Source organism: Pseudomonas sp. A-R-19, assembly GCF_019956575.1.
GTDB lineage: Bacteria > Pseudomonadota > Gammaproteobacteria > Pseudomonadales > Pseudomonadaceae > Aquipseudomonas.
Genome location: NZ_JAHBDR010000090.1, coordinates 17,841 through 35,001 on the forward strand (window position 1 = coordinate 17,841; position 17,161 = coordinate 35,001).

General features: G+C 60.8%; 18 protein-coding genes. 10 read left to right on the forward strand and 8 right to left on the reverse strand.

Annotated elements, in window-relative coordinates:
• Nucleotides 1-112: 112 nt before the first annotated feature.
• Together KGA88_RS25305 and KGA88_RS25310 are read left to right on the forward strand one after the other, a co-directional pair.
• On the forward strand, nucleotides 113-1,021 hold the full coding sequence (locus KGA88_RS25305; protein ID WP_223595024.1) for an alpha/beta fold hydrolase: 909 nt from the start codon (nucleotides 113-115) through the stop codon (nucleotides 1,019-1,021).
• A 487-nt stretch (nucleotides 1,022-1,508) separates the two neighbouring features.
• Nucleotides 1,509-1,802, forward strand: coding sequence for a fructose-bisphosphate aldolase (locus KGA88_RS25310; RefSeq protein ID WP_223595026.1), 294 nt, complete (start codon nucleotides 1,509-1,511; stop codon nucleotides 1,800-1,802).
• Nucleotides 1,803-1,921: 119 nt separating this feature from the next.
• On the opposite strand, the gene KGA88_RS25315 is transcribed toward KGA88_RS25310, so the two are convergent.
• The 4 genes from KGA88_RS25315 to KGA88_RS25330 all read right to left on the reverse strand — a co-directional run bounded on the left by KGA88_RS25315 (nucleotide 1,922) and on the right by KGA88_RS25330 (nucleotide 7,211).
• Nucleotides 1,922-2,470, reverse strand: a complete 549-nt coding sequence (locus tag KGA88_RS25315) for a cupin domain-containing protein (RefSeq protein WP_007982140.1) — start codon at nucleotides 2,468-2,470, stop codon at nucleotides 1,922-1,924.
• A gap of 313 nt (nucleotides 2,471-2,783) precedes the next feature.
• Nucleotides 2,784-4,082 (reverse strand): NAD(P)/FAD-dependent oxidoreductase, encoded by a 1,299-nt coding sequence (locus KGA88_RS25320; RefSeq protein ID WP_223595028.1) that lies wholly within the window; start codon nucleotides 4,080-4,082, stop codon nucleotides 2,784-2,786.
• A 52-nt stretch (nucleotides 4,083-4,134) separates the two neighbouring features.
• Entirely contained in the window at nucleotides 4,135-5,625 is a 1,491-nt protein-coding gene (locus KGA88_RS25325; protein WP_110660880.1) for an aldehyde dehydrogenase, read from the reverse strand.
• Nucleotides 5,626-5,834: 209 nt separating this feature from the next.
• Nucleotides 5,835-7,211 (reverse strand): glutamine synthetase family protein, encoded by a 1,377-nt coding sequence (locus KGA88_RS25330; RefSeq protein WP_110660881.1) that lies wholly within the window; start codon nucleotides 7,209-7,211, stop codon nucleotides 5,835-5,837.
• 281 nt (nucleotides 7,212-7,492) lie between these two features.
• Between KGA88_RS25330 and KGA88_RS25335 the strand changes: the two genes are divergently transcribed.
• The 5 genes from KGA88_RS25335 to KGA88_RS25355 all read left to right on the forward strand — a co-directional run bounded on the left by KGA88_RS25335 (nucleotide 7,493) and on the right by KGA88_RS25355 (nucleotide 12,837).
• Nucleotides 7,493-8,254, forward strand: coding sequence for a gamma-glutamyl-gamma-aminobutyrate hydrolase family protein (locus KGA88_RS25335; protein WP_223595030.1), 762 nt, complete (start codon nucleotides 7,493-7,495; stop codon nucleotides 8,252-8,254).
• A 344-nt stretch (nucleotides 8,255-8,598) separates the two neighbouring features.
• Complete coding sequence (gene potA, locus KGA88_RS25340; protein WP_110660885.1) at nucleotides 8,599-9,741, forward strand: polyamine ABC transporter ATP-binding protein; 1,143 nt, start codon at nucleotides 8,599-8,601, stop codon at nucleotides 9,739-9,741.
• Complete coding sequence (locus tag KGA88_RS25345; protein ID WP_110660883.1) at nucleotides 9,738-10,652, forward strand: ABC transporter permease subunit; 915 nt, start codon at nucleotides 9,738-9,740, stop codon at nucleotides 10,650-10,652. The genes potA and KGA88_RS25345 overlap by 4 nt, the downstream gene beginning before the upstream one ends.
• Nucleotides 10,649-11,533 (forward strand): ABC transporter permease subunit, encoded by an 885-nt coding sequence (locus KGA88_RS25350; protein WP_110660884.1) that lies wholly within the window; start codon nucleotides 10,649-10,651, stop codon nucleotides 11,531-11,533. The genes KGA88_RS25345 and KGA88_RS25350 overlap by 4 nt, the downstream gene beginning before the upstream one ends.
• Before the next feature lie 206 nt (nucleotides 11,534-11,739).
• Nucleotides 11,740-12,837: a polyamine ABC transporter substrate-binding protein gene (locus tag KGA88_RS25355; RefSeq protein WP_110663189.1), complete on the forward strand. Its 1,098-nt coding sequence runs from the start codon at nucleotides 11,740-11,742 to the stop codon at nucleotides 12,835-12,837.
• 420 nt (nucleotides 12,838-13,257) lie between these two features.
• On the opposite strand, the gene thpR is transcribed toward KGA88_RS25355, so the two are convergent.
• Nucleotides 13,258-13,800, reverse strand: coding sequence for an RNA 2',3'-cyclic phosphodiesterase (thpR, locus tag KGA88_RS25360; RefSeq protein ID WP_223595039.1), 543 nt, complete (start codon nucleotides 13,798-13,800; stop codon nucleotides 13,258-13,260).
• A 122-nt stretch (nucleotides 13,801-13,922) separates the two neighbouring features.
• Here thpR and KGA88_RS25365 point away from each other — a divergent pair, with 122 nt between their 5' ends.
• Nucleotides 13,923-14,117, forward strand: coding sequence for a hypothetical protein (locus KGA88_RS25365; protein WP_223595041.1), 195 nt, complete (start codon nucleotides 13,923-13,925; stop codon nucleotides 14,115-14,117).
• Nucleotides 14,118-14,131: 14 nt separating this feature from the next.
• Here the strand turns inward: KGA88_RS25365 and KGA88_RS25370 are convergent, their stop codons facing one another.
• Both KGA88_RS25370 and KGA88_RS25375 read right to left on the reverse strand, forming a co-directional pair.
• Entirely contained in the window at nucleotides 14,132-14,485 is a 354-nt protein-coding gene (locus KGA88_RS25370; RefSeq protein WP_223595043.1) for a DUF1428 domain-containing protein, read from the reverse strand.
• 16 nt (nucleotides 14,486-14,501) lie between these two features.
• Nucleotides 14,502-15,566 carry a hypothetical protein gene (locus KGA88_RS25375; RefSeq protein ID WP_110660576.1) on the reverse strand — a complete coding sequence of 355 codons (1,065 nt, stop codon included), beginning with the start codon at nucleotides 15,564-15,566 and terminating at the stop codon, nucleotides 14,502-14,504.
• Between the two features lie 412 nt (nucleotides 15,567-15,978).
• Between KGA88_RS25375 and KGA88_RS25380 the strand changes: the two genes are divergently transcribed.
• Nucleotides 15,979-16,239 (forward strand): hypothetical protein, encoded by a 261-nt coding sequence (locus KGA88_RS25380; protein ID WP_223595044.1) that lies wholly within the window; start codon nucleotides 15,979-15,981, stop codon nucleotides 16,237-16,239.
• A gap of 38 nt (nucleotides 16,240-16,277) precedes the next feature.
• Here the strand turns inward: KGA88_RS25380 and KGA88_RS25385 are convergent, their stop codons facing one another.
• Nucleotides 16,278-16,514 carry a hypothetical protein gene (locus KGA88_RS25385; RefSeq protein WP_110660574.1) on the reverse strand — a complete coding sequence of 79 codons (237 nt, stop codon included), beginning with the start codon at nucleotides 16,512-16,514 and terminating at the stop codon, nucleotides 16,278-16,280.
• Nucleotides 16,515-16,694: 180 nt separating this feature from the next.
• Here KGA88_RS25385 and KGA88_RS25390 point away from each other — a divergent pair.
• The coding region (locus tag KGA88_RS25390) for an L-lactate permease (protein ID WP_223595046.1) at nucleotides 16,695-17,161 on the forward strand (467 nt) is incomplete at its 3' end.

Genomic DNA, 17,161 nt, shown 5'->3' on the forward strand with positions numbered 1-17,161 from the left:
CAGCAAACGCCAAACCGTCTACGCTCTTCCGATCGAAGCCTTGCAGGCGTTTAGCGAAGGATGGGGCTAGTCGATTGCATTCAACTCACTGCGCCTCCCTGGAGACATCACCATGATCCGCCCCCTGATGATCGCCCTCACCCTGCTCGGCTCAAGCGTTGCGGCGCACGCCGATGTCACGCCGTTCCCGGCGTCTTTTCACACCCAGGACATCGCCGTCGATGGCGTCACGATGCACGTGCGCGTCGGCGGCAAGGGTCCGGCGGTGGTGCTGTTGCACGGCTTTGGCGACACCGGCGACATGTGGGCACCACTGGCGGCCGACCTGGCGCGGGACCACACCGTGGTGGTGCCGGACCTGCGCGGCATGGGCTTGTCGTCGATCCCGCAAAGCGGCTACGACAAGAAGACTCAAGCCGCCGACATCCGTAGCGTGTTGAATACGTTGAAGATCGAACACTCGGTGGTCGTCGGCCACGACATCGGCACCATGGTCGCCTTCGCCTATGCCTCGCGCTACCCGGAACGCACCGACCGCCTGGTGGTGATGGATGCGCCAGTGCCGGGCATCCCGCCGTGGAACGACATCGTGCGCTCACCGATGCTGTGGCACTTTGACTTCGGCGGGCCGGACATGGAACGCCTGGTCGCCGGGCGTGAACGCATTTACCTCGACCGATTCTGGAACGAATTCGCCGGCACTCCGGCCAAGGTCGACGAAGGCACCCGCCAGCACTACGCCAAACTCTACGCCCGCCCCGGCGCCATGCACGCCGCCTTCGCCCAGTTCCGCAGCATTCGCCAGGATGCCATGGACAACGAGGCATCGATGGCGAAAAAACTGAGCATGCCGGTGCTGGCGGTCGGGGGTGAGAAATCCTTCGGCGCCAATGAAGCCATCGTGATGCGCAATGCCGCGGACAAGGTCACGGAAGTGGTGATTCCGGGAGCTGGGCATTGGCTGATGGAGGAAGCGCCGACGCAGACGATTGCGGCGATTCGTGGGTTTATGACGCAGTGAAGGCGCATCCCTGGCATCCGAAAAACATGTAGGAATTTACCACCCGTGGCGAGGGAGCTTGCTCCCGCTGGGCTGCGAAGCAGTCCTCATCTATTGCAACTCATTTCCTCAGACACACCGCAGTGCCCGGTTTTACGGCGGCAGAGCCGCCGAACGGGAGCAAGCTCCCTCGCCACAGGGGTCATTTGGCGTCCTACAGGCCGGTTGCAGCCGTCGAAATCGATGCCTAATGTGCGCCCGTCGCTGACTTGAATTGGCGATAGGGTTTCGCAGCCCTGTAGATACGTGTAGTAACCTTGCAGCCCACCAAACCACTGACGGTCGCATCTGCGCCCGCATGTCGTTTTATGGTGGCTGTGTGTGGGAGATCTTCGGGTCTGCCGGGTTCCTCGTATCCTCGGTCTGCGAACCCGCACATAGCTACCACCCCATTCGATTCGCAGCGACCGGGAGTAGCTCTTCTTTCAGATACGAGGAAGTTTTACTTATGGATGCTAACAATCCGCAACGCCGCTTCACCCCCATGAAACAAATCGCCACCAGCTACCCCGTCCTTCTCATCGACAGCGACGCCCCGCTACGCGATCTCCACAACTGCGCCGCCGAACGCCTCAACGCCGTCCTCCAATACCTCAACCTCATGGCCTGCACCAGCCTCCCCGACTACGCCGAAAACGACATCAACACCGTCACGAACATTTCGCGGATTCTGCTTCAGGATGTGCGGGACGTGTTTGGGGTGATCGAGCGGCGGGGGTTTGAGGTGTCCAAGGCGCAGTAAGCGAATTCCAGCCGTAAAAAAACCCGCATTAATGCGGGTTTTTATAGCCTGATCCTGGTGGACTCTGTCTGGAAGAGCCGATTGTTCGGCCTGACAAAGCGCCACCGGGGCAGGCCCTATTAGAAGTTCGCCGGCGTGTTCGCGCTGATGATCTCGGCCTCATCCGCCCCGATATTGCGAAACCGGTGCGGCAAGGTCGTCGGGAAGTAATAGCCATCCCCGGCGTTCAGCACGCTGACCTGGCCATCCACGGTCAACTCCACGGTGCCACGTGTCACCAGCCCGCACTCTTCGCCTTCGGAGTGCACGATCGGCTCTTCGCCGGAACTGGCGCCCGGCGCGTATTGCTCGCGCAGCAGGCGCATCTGCCGGCTCGGCACGGAGGCACCGATCAGCAGCAGGCGCAGGCCGTGGCGACCGAGGTCGGGCTGTTCGCTGGCGCGGAAGACGTATTGGTGTTCGCGGGGTGGCTGATCGAAGGTGAAGAAGTCGGCCAGGGACATGGGGATGCCCTCCAGCAGTTTCTTCAGGGAGCTGACGGAAGGACTGACCCGATTCTGTTCGATCAGGGAGATGGTTGCATTGGTGACGCCGCTACGCCGGGCCAGCTCGCGCTGGGACAGTTTGTAGCTTTCGCGTACTAATTTGAGTCGTGAGCCCGTGTCCATGACAGCCTTATGTGCGTACCGCGTAAGGGTAATGGGGGTGGAGAGCAGGCGCGGATCACGCCGTTTTCCGGTCCCGGAAACGTGAAAGGCGGCTATTAAATCACGTTTGTTCGTAATGCTCAGCAGGTTCGATAGACGGCAGAAAAAAACCACCTGTGGGAGCGGGCTTGCTCGCGAAAGCGGTGTGTCAGGCGACATCGATTTTGGCTGATATGACCTCTTCGCCAGCAAACTGGCTCCTACAGGGAACTGCGGTGTTTCAGATAAAAAACCGGCGGTTCCTGTTACACAGAAACCGTCGGCGAGGTAAAGCTTAGATGCCGAAACGGTCGCGCAGCGAGTAGTACACGGCGCCGAGGGCGGTCAGCGGCGCCGAGAAGGTGCGCCCGCCGATCATCGGCATGTGCGGCAAGGAGGCAAACGCGTCGAAGCGCTCGGCATCGCCACGGATCATTTCCGAGATCAGTTTGCCGGCCAGGTGCGAGCAGGTAACGCCGTGACCGCTGTAGCCTTGCATGTAGTAGGCGTTTTTCTCGATACGGCCGAATTGCGGCATGCGTGACATGGTCAGCAGGAAGTTGCCGGTCCAGCGGTAGTCGATCTTCACGTCCTTCAATTGCGGGAAGGTCTTGAGGATTTTCGGGCGGATCAGTTGTTCGATGTCGTCCGGCTCGCGTGCACCGTAGACCACGCCACCGCCGTACAGCAGGCGGTTGTCGGCAGTCAGGCGGTAGTAGTCGAGCAGGTAGTTGCAGTCTTCGACGCAGTAGTTGTTCTTGATCAGGCTATGCGCTTGCTGCTCCGACAACGGCTCGGTGACGACGATCTGCGAACCGCACGGCATGCTCTTGCTGGTCACGCGGTTGTCCAGGCCCTGCGGCAGGTAGGCGTTACCGGCGATCAGCAGGTACTTGGCCTTCACCACGCCTTTTGCAGTGCGCACGGTGATCGGCTCGCCGTAGGTGATTTCCACCGCTGCCGATTGCTCGTAGATCTTGCCACCCAGGCCGATGATCGCCGAGGCTTCGCCGAGGGCCAGGTTCAGCGGGTGAATGTGGCCGCCCTGCATGTCCAGCAGGCCGCCGACGTAGGCGTCGGAGCCGACTTCGCGCTTGATGTCGGCCGCGTCGAGCATTTTCAGGTTCTTGTTGCCGTAGCGTTCCCAGCTCTTCTTCTGCTCGGCCAGGCCCTTGAGCTGCTTCTTGTTCATCGCCGCGAAGATACCGCCGGGACGGTAGTCGCACTGGATGTCGTAGTGCTGTATGCGCTGACGGATGATGTCGGCGCCTTCGAAAATCATGCTGCCGAGGACTTCGGCGGTCTTGTCGCCGTAGCGCTCTTCGATGACATCGACGTCACGGCTGTAGGAGTTGACCAGTTGACCGCCATTGCGACCGCTGGCGCCGAAGCCGACCTTGGCCGCTTCGAGCACGGTCACGCTGTAGCCCGCTTCGGCGAGGAACAGGGCCGAGGACAGGCCAGTGTAGCCGGCACCGATCACGCAGACGTCGCAGTCCACCGCCCCTTCCAGCACCGGGAAATCGCCGGTGAAGTTGCGGGTGGCGGCGTAGTAGCTGTTTACATGCTGTTGCTTGGTAGCGCTGTGTTTCATAAATTTCTCCGATGGCCGCCGCAAGTTGCCGGCGACCGCCGCTTTATTGTTATTAGAGCTTGATCCAGGTCGCTTTGAGTTCGGTGTACTTGTCGAACGCGTGCAGCGATTTGTCCCGACCGTTACCCGACTGCTTGAACCCGCCGAACGGTGCGGTCATGTCGCCGCCGTCGTACTGGTTGACCCAGACGCTGCCGGCGCGCAAGGCACGGGCGAAGGTATGGGCCTTGCTCAGGTTGCTGGTCCAAACCCCGGCGGCCAGGCCGTAGATGCTGTCGTTGGCAATCGCCAAAGCTTCTTCAGTCGTGTCGAAGGTGATGACCGACAGCACCGGGCCGAAGATTTCTTCCTGGGCGATGGTCATGGCGTTGGTCACACCGTCGAAAATCGTCGGTTCCACGTACTGGCCACCGGTATCTTCGAGGGTGCGGCTGCCGCCGGCGATCAACTGAGCGCCCTGCTCTTTGCCGATCCCGATATAGCGCAGCACGTTGTCCAGTTGACGCTGGTCGACGACCGCGCCGACCGTGGTCGCAGGATCGAGCGCATGCCCTGGTTTCCACGCTTGCAGTGCTTCGACCAACAGCGGAATGAATTGCTCGCGGATCGAACGTTCAACCAGCAAGCGCGAACCGGCGGTGCAGACTTCGCCCTGGTTGAAGGCAATGGCACCGGCCGCGGCTTGTGCAGCGGCGCGCAGGTCCGGCGCATCGGCGAACACCACGTTCGCGCTCTTGCCGCCCGCTTCAGCCCAGACGCGTTTCATGTTGCTTTGCCCGGCGTAGATCATCAGCTGCTTGGCGATCGCCGTGGAGCCGGTGAAGGCCAGCACGTCGACGTCCATGTGCAACGCCAGCGCCTTGCCCACGGTGTGGCCGTAGCCCGGCAGGACGTTGAACACGCCTTTCGGGATGCCGGCATCCAGTGCCAGCTGGGCGATGCGGATCGCCGTCAGCGGCGACTTTTCCGAAGGCTTGAGGATGAACGAGTTGCCCATCGCCAGGGCCGGGGCGAATTTCCAGCTGGCCATGATCAGCGGGAAGTTCCACGGCACGATGGCCGCGACCACGCCGGCCGCTTCGCGCGTCACCAGGCCCAACTGGTCCTGGGGCGTGGCGGCGACTTCGTCGTAGATCTTGTCGATGGCTTCGGCGGTCCAGCGGATCGCGTTGGCGGTCGCCGGAATGTCGATGCTCATGGAGTCGCTGATCGGCTTGCCCATGTCGAGGGTTTCGAGCAGGGCCAGTTCTTCCTGGTTGGCCAGGATCAGATCGGCGAAACGGATCAGGATGCGCTTGCGCTCGGCCGGGGCCAGGTTGGCCCAGACGCCGGATTCGAACGCGCGGCGCGCGACGGCGACTGCCGCATTGGCGTCGGCCTCATCGGTGCTGGCGACGTTGGCCAGGAAACGGCCGTCCACCGGGCTCAGGCATTCGAACGTGGTGCCACTGGCGGCCGCGCAGTATTGGCCGTCAATGAATGCGCGACCTTCGATTGTTAGGGACTGGAAGCGCTGCTCCCAATCGCTGCGAGTGTTTGTCATTGTTGTGACTCGACGCAGGGGAATAGGTGATCGTCGGACGAACGCCCGCCCAATCAAAAAATGAAATGCGATCCTTGTAGGAGCCGGCTTGCTGGCGAAAGCGGTGTGTCAGGCGCCATCATTGCTGGAAGGTCCGACGCTATCGCCAGCAAGCCGGCTCCTACAGGGGTCGGCGGCGTACACAGGTTTGGTGTACGCCGCCAACGCCATCAAACGGTATGCAAATACCAGTTGTACTCAAGGTCCGAGATGGAGTTCTCGAACTCGGCCAGCTCGCTTTCCTTGCACGCCACGAACACGTCGATGTACAGCGGGTCGATGTACCTGGCCATGACTTCGCTGTCGTCCAGCTCGCGCAGTGCATCGCGCAGGTTGTTCGGCAGGCTCTGCTCGTTCTGCTCGTAGCTGTTGCCTTCCACCGGTGCGCCCGGTTCGATCTGGTTGGTCAGGCCGTGGTGCACGCCGGCCAATACCGACGCCATCAGCAGGTACGGGTTGGCATCGGCGCCCGCTACGCGGTGTTCGATGCGCACCGAGTCTGGCGAACCGGTCGGCACACGCACGGCTACGGTGCGGTTGTCGATGCCCCAGCTCGGCGAGTTCGGCACGTAGAACTGTGCGCCGAAACGACGGTACGAGTTGACGTTCGGGCAGAGGAACGCCATCTGCGCCGGCAGGGTCTCGAGCACACCGCCGATCGCGTGACGCAGTGCGGCGTTCTGCTCGGGATCCTCGCTGGCAAAGATGTTGTTGCCTTCTTTGTCGAGAATCGAAATGTGCACGTGCAGACCGTTACCTGCCTGGCCCGGATACGGCTTGGCCATGAAGGTGGTGTCCATCTCGTGATCGTAGGCGATGTTCTTCACCAGACGCTTGAGCAGGACGGCGTAGTCGCACGCCTTGATCGGGTCAGCCACGTGGTGCAGGTTGACTTCGAACTGCGCCGGGGCGCTTTCCTTGACGATGGCGTCAGCCGGGATGCCCTGCTCTTTCGCGCCTTCGAGGATGTCTTGCAGGCAATCGACGTATTCGTCGAGATCGTCGATCAAGTACACCTGGGTCGACATCGGACGCTTGCCGGATACCGGCGAACGTGGCGATTGCGGACGACCGTTCACGTTGTCCTGGTCGATCAGGTAGAACTCCAGCTCGAACGCGGCGCAGATGGTCAGGCCCATGTCGTCGAACTTGCGCACGACATTGGCCAGCACTTCACGCGGGTCGGCGAAGAATGGCTGGCCTTCTAGTTCGTGCATGGTCATCAGCAGTTGCGCGGTCGGGCGCTTCTGCCAGGGTTCGATGCTCAGGGTTCCGGGGATCGGGTAGCAGATCCGGTCGGAGTCGCCGATGTCCAGACCCAGGCCGGTGCTTTCCACCGTGGAGCCATTGATGTCCAGAGCAAACAGGGACGCCGGCAGGTTAATGCCTTTCTCGTAAACCTTATGAAGACTGGTGCGCTCGATGCGCTTGCCGCGCACCACACCGTTCATATCCGCAATCAGAAGGTCGACGTACAAAACCTCAGGATATTTCTTAAGGAATGCGTTTGCTTCGTTGAGTTGAACGGTACGCAGGGGGACCGACATGTTGCACCTATTTAGCTGTTAATTATTATGTTCACTGCCCTTTCACGAGCCCAGTCAATCCGAAAGGCAAAGTGAAGTCAATAGCGAACACCTGGCCTTTCAGCGTTTATTTTCGGGCACTTCAGAGGCACGAGAGTGCCAGATACTCCCAAAAACGCCCGTAATTCCTGAAGATCGGACGTGCGGCGTTTAGAATTTTTTACATGAGAGTTGTTAATTAAAATCAACAAGGCTAAGCTCCAGAAAAGCTCGTTCAAGTGTCAAACTTCGAGGTGATAAAAATGGCATTCAAGCCATTGATCGGCGTTACTGCGTGCGTCAAACAGATTGGCCTGCACCCCTACCACATCAGCGGCGACAAGTACTTGCGTGCTGTCAGCGTTGCGGCGCTGGGGCTGCCTGTCGTTATTCCTTCTTTGGCTGAACTGACCGAAATCGATGACCTGCTGGGGCAGCTCGACGGTCTGTTGCTGACCGGCTCGCCGTCGAACGTGGAACCCTTCCACTATCAAGGCCCCGACAGCGCCCCCGGGACGGAGCACGATCCGCAACGGGACCGCACCACCCTGCCGCTGATCCGCGCGGCCATCGCTGCCGGTGTTCCGGTCCTCGGCATCTGCCGAGGCTTCCAGGAAATGAACGTGGCGTTCGGTGGCAGCCTGCATCAGAAAGTCCATGAGCTGCCGGGCTTCCTCGATCACCGTGAAGCCAACCACCCGGAGCTGGCCGTGCAATACGCACCGGCCCATGCGGTGAATGTGCAGCAAGGTGGCGTGTTCGAAGCGCTGGACCTGCCTGCGGTGTTCCAGGTCAACTCGATTCACAGCCAGGGCATCGACCGCCTCGCGCCCGGCCTGCGCGCCGAAGCCGTCGCCCCCGATGGCCTGATCGAGGCGGTCTCGGTCGAGCACAGCAAGGCGTTTGCCCTCGGCGTGCAATGGCATCCGGAATGGCAAGTGCTGGATAACCCTCCTTACTTGAGTATTTTCCAGGCGTTCGGCGAAGCCTGCCGGCAACGGGCGGCGCTGCGTCACTCGAGCTGACGACCCAAACCCACATTCAACGATTGACTGCCCACGCGAGCGGGCAGGCGCTTTTGCGCGTCCCGCTCGCCAGAACAACACACTGCGATAACAACAAGTACTACCAGGCAGCCAGGACGGCGGCGCCGAATTAACCCGGGACGGGAAACGCAATTCCCTGTAGGAGCGAGCCTGCTCGCGATGGATGTCCGGACACCGCGGGCATTCAGACTGCCAGCGTCATCGTTGGCGACCATCGCGAGCAGGCTCGCTCCTACAGAGAGGCAGCGTTGACTCCGGGTTTGCAATCCACTATTAAGCCGGGCCGTGTTGGCCGGGCGACTGAAACCTGTTGGGAGTTTCACATGGCAAACGCCTCCAGCATCTACAGGAAGGCAATTGAAGGTCACCAGGCACCGAAGAAGGTGTTGGTGAAAGTCGATCGCGTCACCAAGAAATTCGACGAAACCACCGCTGTGGACGATGTGTCCCTGGAAATCCACCAGGGTGAAATCTTCGCCCTGCTCGGCGGTTCCGGTTCCGGTAAATCGACGCTGCTGCGCATGCTCGCCGGCTTCGAGCGCCCGACCGAAGGCCGGATTCTGCTCGACGGCGTCGACATCACCGACATGCCGCCGTACGAACGACCGATCAACATGATGTTCCAGTCCTATGCCCTGTTCCCGCACATGACCGTGGCGCAGAACATCGCTTTCGGCCTCAAGCAGGACCGTTTGCCAGCGGCCGAAATCGACGCCCGTGTGCAGGAGATGCTGCGCCTGGTGCACATGACTCAATACGCCAAGCGCAAGCCGCACCAACTGTCCGGCGGCCAGCGTCAGCGCGTGGCCCTGGCCCGTTCCCTGGCCAAGCGTCCGAAGTTGCTGCTGCTCGACGAACCGATGGGCGCACTGGATAAGAAGCTGCGTTCGCAGATGCAGCTAGAGCTGGTGGAAATCATCGAGCGCGTCGGCGTGACCTGCGTGATGGTGACCCACGACCAGGAAGAGGCCATGACCATGGCCGAGCGCATCGCGATCATGCACCTGGGCTGGATCGCCCAGATCGGCAGCCCGGTCGACATCTATGAAGCACCGGTCAGCCGCATGGTCTGCGAATTCATCGGCAACGTGAACGCCTTCGACGGCACCGTGGTCGAGGACCTGGAAGGCCACGCGATCATCCATAGCCCTGACCTTGAGCAGAAGATCTACGTCGGTCACGGCGTCAGCACCTCGGTGCAGGACAAGTCGATCACCTACGCGATCCGCCCGGAAAAACTGCTGGTCAGCACTATCAAGCCAGACAACCGCTACAACTGGTCCAGCGGCAAGGTGCATGACATCGCTTACCTCGGCGGCCACTCGGTGTTCTACGTCGAACTGCCTGGCGGCAAGATCGTCCAGTCGTTCATGGCCAACGCCGAACGCCGTGGCGCACGTCCGACCTGGGACGATCAGGTCTACGTGTGGTGGGAAGACGACAGCGGCGTGGTACTGCGCGCATGAAAACCTTCAATCAGCAATTCCTGAGACTGGTCCCCAGCGGGCGCAAGCTCGTCATCGGGATTCCCTTCATCTGGCTGTTCCTGTTCTTCATGTTGCCGTTCTTCCTGGTGATGAAGATCAGCTTCTCGGAAGCGGCCCTGGCCATTCCGCCCTACTCGGAGATCTACACCTACGCCGAGCAGAAATTCCAGCTGCTGCTCAACATCGGCAACTACACCCTGCTGGGCCAGGACGAGCTGTACCTGTCCGCCTACCTGGGTTCGTTGAAGGTCGCATTTTTCAGCACGCTGATGTGCCTGGTGATCGGCTTCCCGATGGCCTACGCCATCACCAAGGCCAGCAAGGAAACGCAGAACGTCCTGATGCTGTTGATCATGATGCCGACCTGGACCGCGATCCTGATCCGCGTTTATGCGTGGATGGGCATCCTCAGCAACAACGGCCTGCTCAACGCGTTCCTGATGTGGACCGGGCTGACGTCGCACCCGATCGAGATCCTCAACACCAACACCGCCGTGTACATCGGGGTCGTCTACGCCTACCTGCCGTTCATGGTGCTGCCGTTGTACGCCAACCTGGTCAAGCACGACCAGAGCCTGCTGGAAGCCGCATCGGACCTGGGTTCGAGCACCTTCAACAGCTTCTGGAAAATCACCGTGCCGCTGGCCAAGAACGGCATCATCGCCGGCTGCATGCTGGTGTTCATTCCGGTGGTCGGTGAGTTCGTGATTCCGGAACTGCTGGGCGGCCCGGAAACCCTGATGATCGGCCGTGTGTTGTGGCAAGAGTTCTTCAACAACCGCGACTGGCCGGTGGCGTCCGCCCTGGCGGTGGTGATGCTGTTGATCCTGATTGTGCCGATTCTGCTGTTCAACCGCAGCCAGGCCAAAGAGATGGAGGCACGGGGATGAAACGCTTCGGATTTTCAAAGTTCATGCTGATTTTCGGCCTGTCGTTTATCTACCTGCCGATGCTGATCCTGGTGATCTATTCGTTCAACGCCTCCAAGCTGGTAACGGTGTGGGGTGGTTGGTCGTTCAAGTGGTATGCCGGTTTGCTCGACAACACCCAACTGATGGGTTCGGTGGTGCGCTCGCTGGAAATCGCCTGCTACACCGCCATCGCGGCGGTGGCACTGGGTACACTGGCGGCGTTCGTGCTGACTCGCGTCACGCGCTTCAAGGGTCGTACGCTGTTCGGTGGCCTGGTCACCGCGCCATTGGTGATGCCTGAGGTGATCACCGGCCTGTCGCTGTTGCTGCTGTTCGTGGCCATGGCGCAATTGATCGGCTGGCCGCAGGAACGCGGCATCGTCACCATCTGGATCGCCCACACCACGTTTTGTGCCGCCTATGTAGCGGTGGTAGTCTCCGCCCGCCTCCGCGAGCTGGACCTGTCCATCGAAGAAGCGGCCATGGACCTGGGTGCGAAGCCATTCAAGGTGTTTTTCCTGATCACCATTCCGATGATCGCGCCGTCACTGGCGGCCGGCGGCATGATGTCGTTCGCCCTGTCGCTGGATGACCTGGTGCTGGCGAGCTTCGTCTCCGGCCCGGGTTCCACGACCCTGCCGATGGAAGTGTTCTCGGCGGTACGCCTGGGGGTTAAACCCGAGATCAACGCCGTGGCCAGCCTGATCCTGTTGGCGGTGTCCATCGTGACCTTCATGGTCTGGTACTTCAGCCGCCGCGCCGAAGAAAGCCGCAAGCGCGCGATCCAGGAAGCCATGGACCAGACTGCCAGCGAATCCTGGCAGCAACCGAAAAAACAAATGGCAGGCGCAACGGCCTAGTCGTTGCCCAGTTAACTGTGGCGAGGGGGCTTGCCCCCGTTGGGTCGCGAAGCGGCCCCAAAACCGGAAAACCGCGGTGTCTCAGTTGCATCGCATTCACTGGTTTTACGACTGCTACGCAGCCGAACGGGGGCAAGCCCCCTCGCCACAAAAGCTCGCTCGCCACAGGTTTTGTGTTTTGTATAAAAAGAAATGGAGTTGTACCGATGAAAATGTTTGGCAGGACTCTGCTGACACTGTCCTTATTGGGCGCAATCGCCACTGGCGCCCAGGCCAATGACAAGGTTCTGCGCGTCTACAACTGGTCGGATTACATTGGCCCGGACACCGTCAAGAAGTTCGAAGACGAGACCGGCATCCAGGTGACCTACGATGTGTTCGACAGCAACGAAACCCTGGAAGCACGCCTGCTGGCGGGTAAATCCGGCTACGACATCGTCGTGCCGTCCAATAGCTTCCTGGCCAAGCAGATCAAGGCCGGGGTCTACCAGACGCTGGACAAGTCGAAGTTGTCGAACTGGAAAAACCTCAACCCGGTGCTGCTGAAAAACGCCTCCGCGAGTGATCCCGATAACGCCCACGCCATCCCGTACATGTGGGGTTCGATCGGCATCGGCTTCAACCCGGCAAAGGTCAAGGAAGTGCTCGGCGCCAACGCCCCGACCAACTCCTGGGACCTGCTGTTCAAACCGGAGTACGCGGAGAAGCTCAAGGCCTGCGGCATCAGTTTCCTCGACTCGCCGACAGAAATGATCCCGACCGCCCTGCACTACCTGGGCTACCCGGTGAACGATCAGGACAAACAGCACATCGCCGAAGCCGAGGCGCTGTTCATGAAGATTCGCCCGAACGTGGCGTACTTCCATTCGTCGAAATACATCTCCGACCTGGCCAACGGCAACATCTGCGTGGCTGTCGGTTACTCCGGCGACGTGCTGCAGGCCAAGGCCCGCGCCCAGGAAGCCGGGGACAAGGTGAAGATCGACTACAGCATCCCGAAAGAAGGCGCCGCCAGTTTCTACGACATGCTCGCCATCCCGCGCGATGCCGCCAACGTCGAGAACGCGTACCTGTTCATGAACTTCCTGATGCGCCCCGACGTGATCGCCGACATCACCAACAACATCGGCTACAGCAACGCCAACTCGGCAGCCACGCCACTGGTCGATGAAGCCATCCGCAACGATCCGGGTTCGTACCCGTCGGAAGCGGTGATGGCCACGCTCTATGCCGTGCCGGATCAGCCGATCGCCATCCAGCGGATCATGACCCGTGGCTGGACCAAGGTGAAGTTGGGCCAATAATCCAGAACCCCACCGAACCCATGTGGGAGCGGGCTTGCTCGCGAAGGCGTCAGGTCAGTCGACATCTCTATTGAATGTGCCGGCCTCTTCGCGAGCTAGCCCGCTCCCACACTTGATCGGTGGGGGGTTCAACACTTTCCGTTCGCGCAGCGCCTTACCACCGCTGCCTCTCCTGCAAGTAGAACGGCCTCACCTGGCTCCCTCGGTTCAGGTGAATTTGGCGCCCTCGGGCGCCTTTTTTTATTGGGGCTTTCAATGGTTTGGAGTCCACTTCATTTTCAGCGTAGGAGCCGGCTTGCTGGCGATGGCCGTTAACGATAACGCGCGTGAACTGGACAAACACGGTGCACTTGAGTCCATCGCCAGCAAGCCGGCTCCTACAGGTATTGCGTTATCCGCCTTTCGCGCGAAGAAGCTTTTTTATTGGGGATCGATCAACGGCCATTCGGCCAACGCCCGATAACGGCCCTTGTGGGATTCGAACAGGATGAATCGATCAGCCCGCAGAAAGAACTCGGGCGGTGTCGCGGACTCTGGCACCGACGCCCGATAGTCCCGCGCCAGGGTCAGGTGCGGACGATACTCCTTCGGCGCTTGATCCAGCCCGAACGGCAACATCGCCTGTTCCAGGTCATACACCAGGCGCAGCAATGCCGGGGTCGCCTGCTCCGGCGCGAGCACCAGCGCCCCTGCCCTGCGCCACACATCCAGGCGGTCCAGCAGCACCGTCAAACGCTCGCCCGGCGTGCGGATGGACGCCGCAGCGGTGCAGATGTCGGCAATTTGCGCCACCCCCACCGTCCCCAGAAACTTCAGCGTCAGGTGAAAGTTGTCCGCCGGTACCGGCCGGCCGTTGCGCAGTTGCAACGCACTGCGCCATTGGGCGATATCCCGGCGCTGGGCCGGAGCACAGTCCAGGGCAAAGAACAGGCGCTTGAACGGTTCGCAGGTTTCGTCGTTCATGCCGCACACCTCTTGGGAAGACTGCCTGAGTGTACTCAACACCGACCTGCCGGCCAGCGCATTTGTGGCGCCGTGCGGCAGGCGCGTTATAGTTCTAGCATTCCGAAATACCGGAGGGGGCCATGCGACATATCATCAGCAAAGAGCCATGGTGGGCCAGGCCGCCCGAGCCAGGCCAGGATGAACTCAAGCTGGAATGGGGCTGGCTGGTGCATTACAGCGAAGGTGAGCCGCGCTTCGAGTTCATCCGCGAGCGGCCGACGGACGACGAGATCCGCCAGCGCAAGAGTTGCAGGATCACCCCGACGCCGGAGTGATCCCGCGTCGGGTGTCAGGCCTGGAGGAGTACTTCGAACCCGCCGTAGACCATGCGCTGGCCGTCGAAGGGCATCGGATTGACGTCCGGCTTCATGCGCGGGTCCTGCATCATCTTGTCCATCCCGGCATTGCGGGTGGCCTTGTCCGGCCAGATGATCCAGCCAAAGGCAACGGTTTCGCCTTCCTTGAGTTTCACCGCCAACGGGAAGGAAGTGACCTTGCCCTCCGGGACATCCTCGCCCCAGCATTCGACCACGCTCAAGGCACCGTTTTCCTTGAAGACCGAGGCGGCGATCTTGGCGTGCCTGAGGTATTGCTCACGGTTGGCGGTGGGTACGGCAGCGATAAAACCATCAACGTAGGACATGAGTGTTCTCCTTGGGTCATGGGGTGTTCTGCTGGGTAGTCGATTGCGCTGGCGTCAAATCGACAGTGCCGGCGCTCAAACCGACCGGCGGTTGAGCACCGCCGCCCAGGCTGCCTTCAATCTGCCCCGCCATGTAAAGCGTGCTGGCCATGACACCGGTGGTCGGGTTCTGCACCAGTTTCATCCAGGCCTTGTCGAAGGTGTTGCCCAGACTGCTGCGGATCAGCGCCTCGCTGTCGGGCCGGTCGTTGGCCTGGATGATTGCGCGGATCGCCGCTACACCGACGGTGATCAATCCGCCGGCGAGTTTCCCGGCGGCGGCGGCCACGGCGCTGGCGGCCCCGCGCGGGGCCATCTCGGCTTCCATGCGCTGGCTGGCGCGCTTGGCCACAGGCGCCATCGCGGTGTCGGTTGAACCCACGCCCTTGTCACCGCCGGCCTTATGGATTTTGTCGATCAACGCAGCGTAGGCCGGCAACGAGTTCAGCGATTCGCTGTGCACGATCTGGTACAACGAGGCGTCCCGCGCCGGCGGCGGCCCAAGGGCGATGGCCGGGATTTTCTGGATGCGCCCGTTGATCTGGGCCATTGGCACACCGTGGCGAGTGGAGATTTTCTGCAGTTCTTCCTTGAGGATGTCGACATAGAATGCCGCCGCCAGGCCAAGAATCGCATCGGGATCGATTTCCACCGCCACCGGGGCCAGGACCTTCTCCTGATAGGCTTCGAGCAGGTACGCCGCCAGGTGCTTGGCCGAGGCATCCTGCTCGCCCTTGGCGCTGATGGTGTACCAGCTGACCTTCATCGACAGCCACTCCTGGGTCCAGTAGCTGCTGAACCACGGAATGAAGTTCTGTTCGGTCAGTTCATAGACCCGCGTGCGCCAGTAATCCATGGCGCCGCGGGCGTAGATTCTGGTCTGCTCGGTGGCCGACTGCGACGCGGCGACGATCTCCCGGTCGATTTGCTGCCAGGTGCTCGCGGAAACGATGACCGGCGCCACGACCACCGGCGCGCGCGCAGGCGTAGCACACCCCGCCAACACCACCAGCACGGCAATGATCAGCGAACGCAGGTTCACGATTGTGGCTTCCTACAGTTGTCATCGAACCGGAGGCTCGGTGATTGGACAACCTCTGGTTTGAGTATAGGTGGCGGCATGCGCATGGCCGACAGTTGGCGGTGCTTTTGAGGCCCCCTTCGCGAGCAAGTCCGCTCCCACAAGTAAGCGGTTGACCACGGACCTGTGGGAGCGGGCTTGCTCGCGAAGAGGCCCGCAACATCTGCACAACACCCATCACTGGCGTCGATATTCACCATCGCCGCGATTGCCTTCCGCTTGCCGGCCGTCAGCGTAGGATCAATCCCAAGCCAACACGAAACCCCGAATCGGAGGGGAACATCATGCTGATCCATCTGCTGACCTGCCTGGCCCTGACGGCGTTCACATTGAGCCTGTTTGCCGGGTACGTCCTGAGCGAGGAGCAAACATCATGACTGGCACCGTTAACCTCGCCGTGCGTTTTCCAGTGTTCGGCAATAATTTCTACGCGCAGAAATTCGAGTCACGTAAAGAGTTGACTCTGCTGTTCGACGAGAAGTTCGAGGCATTGCTGATCCCGGCAGCCGATCATCACTTCAGCAACGAAGTGGTCGGGCTCAATGATCAGTTCCGTTTTTTGAATGACGTGCTGGTCGAGCACCTCCTGGATATCGAACTGGCAAAAAACGCGGCCCGTTCGTTCGGGTTCTGACAGCGACCGCCGGTCGCACGGGCACCGACGGGAACCGCTCATAACGTTCGCTGGCTATTGCCAATCCCCTTGGCAATGTCGATCCCCCAATCCATCGCCGCTTCCATGTCGAGCATATGCGGCCGTGGATCGTGGTTTTCATCGATGGCTGTGCCGTCCGGCCGATAGACACCGATGAACATGCCCAACGAACCGTCTTTCAATATCTCGGCTTTGACTCTGATATTGCATCCGTTCGATAGCGTTTCCTTGTGCTCCATGTGGCGCTCGGTCATGTCTGCGTTCCTCCCGTCGCTGGATTCATACCCTACCCGCCATGCTAGCTCAGCCCCCGGCACTGCGCCGACCCGCTGGACCGGAGGCCTGCCCTGACAGCGCTGCAATGCCACCTATACTCAAGCCCACCTTCCCCCCTGGGGATCTGCACGTCCAACAATAAAAAGCAGAGGTGGAACATGGTCTGGCAGCAAGTCTACGATCCGTTCGGTAACCCGGTGCTTTCAACGCTCATGGCGGCTGTGCCGGTGGTGGTGATGCTGGCGTCCCTCGCGTTTTTCCATGTCAAGGCACACCTGGCGGCGCTGCTCGCCCTGGCCTCGGCCTTGCTGATCGCGATCTTCGCCTTCGGCATGCCGGCGAACATGGCAGGTTCGGCAGCGTTGTACGGTGCGGCCAATGGACTGCTACCGATTGGCTGGATCGTGTTGAACATCATCTTCCTGCACCGCCTGACCACCGAGAACGGTTCGTTCAAGGTGCTGCAGGACTCCCTGGCGCGCATCACCGATGACCGACGCCTGCAATTGCTCCTGATCGCTTTCTGCTTCGGTGCGTTTTTCGAAGGCGCGGCCGGTTTCGGTACGCCGGTGGCGGTGACTGGGGCGATTCTGATCGGGCTGGGGTTTTCGCCGCTCGCCGCCTC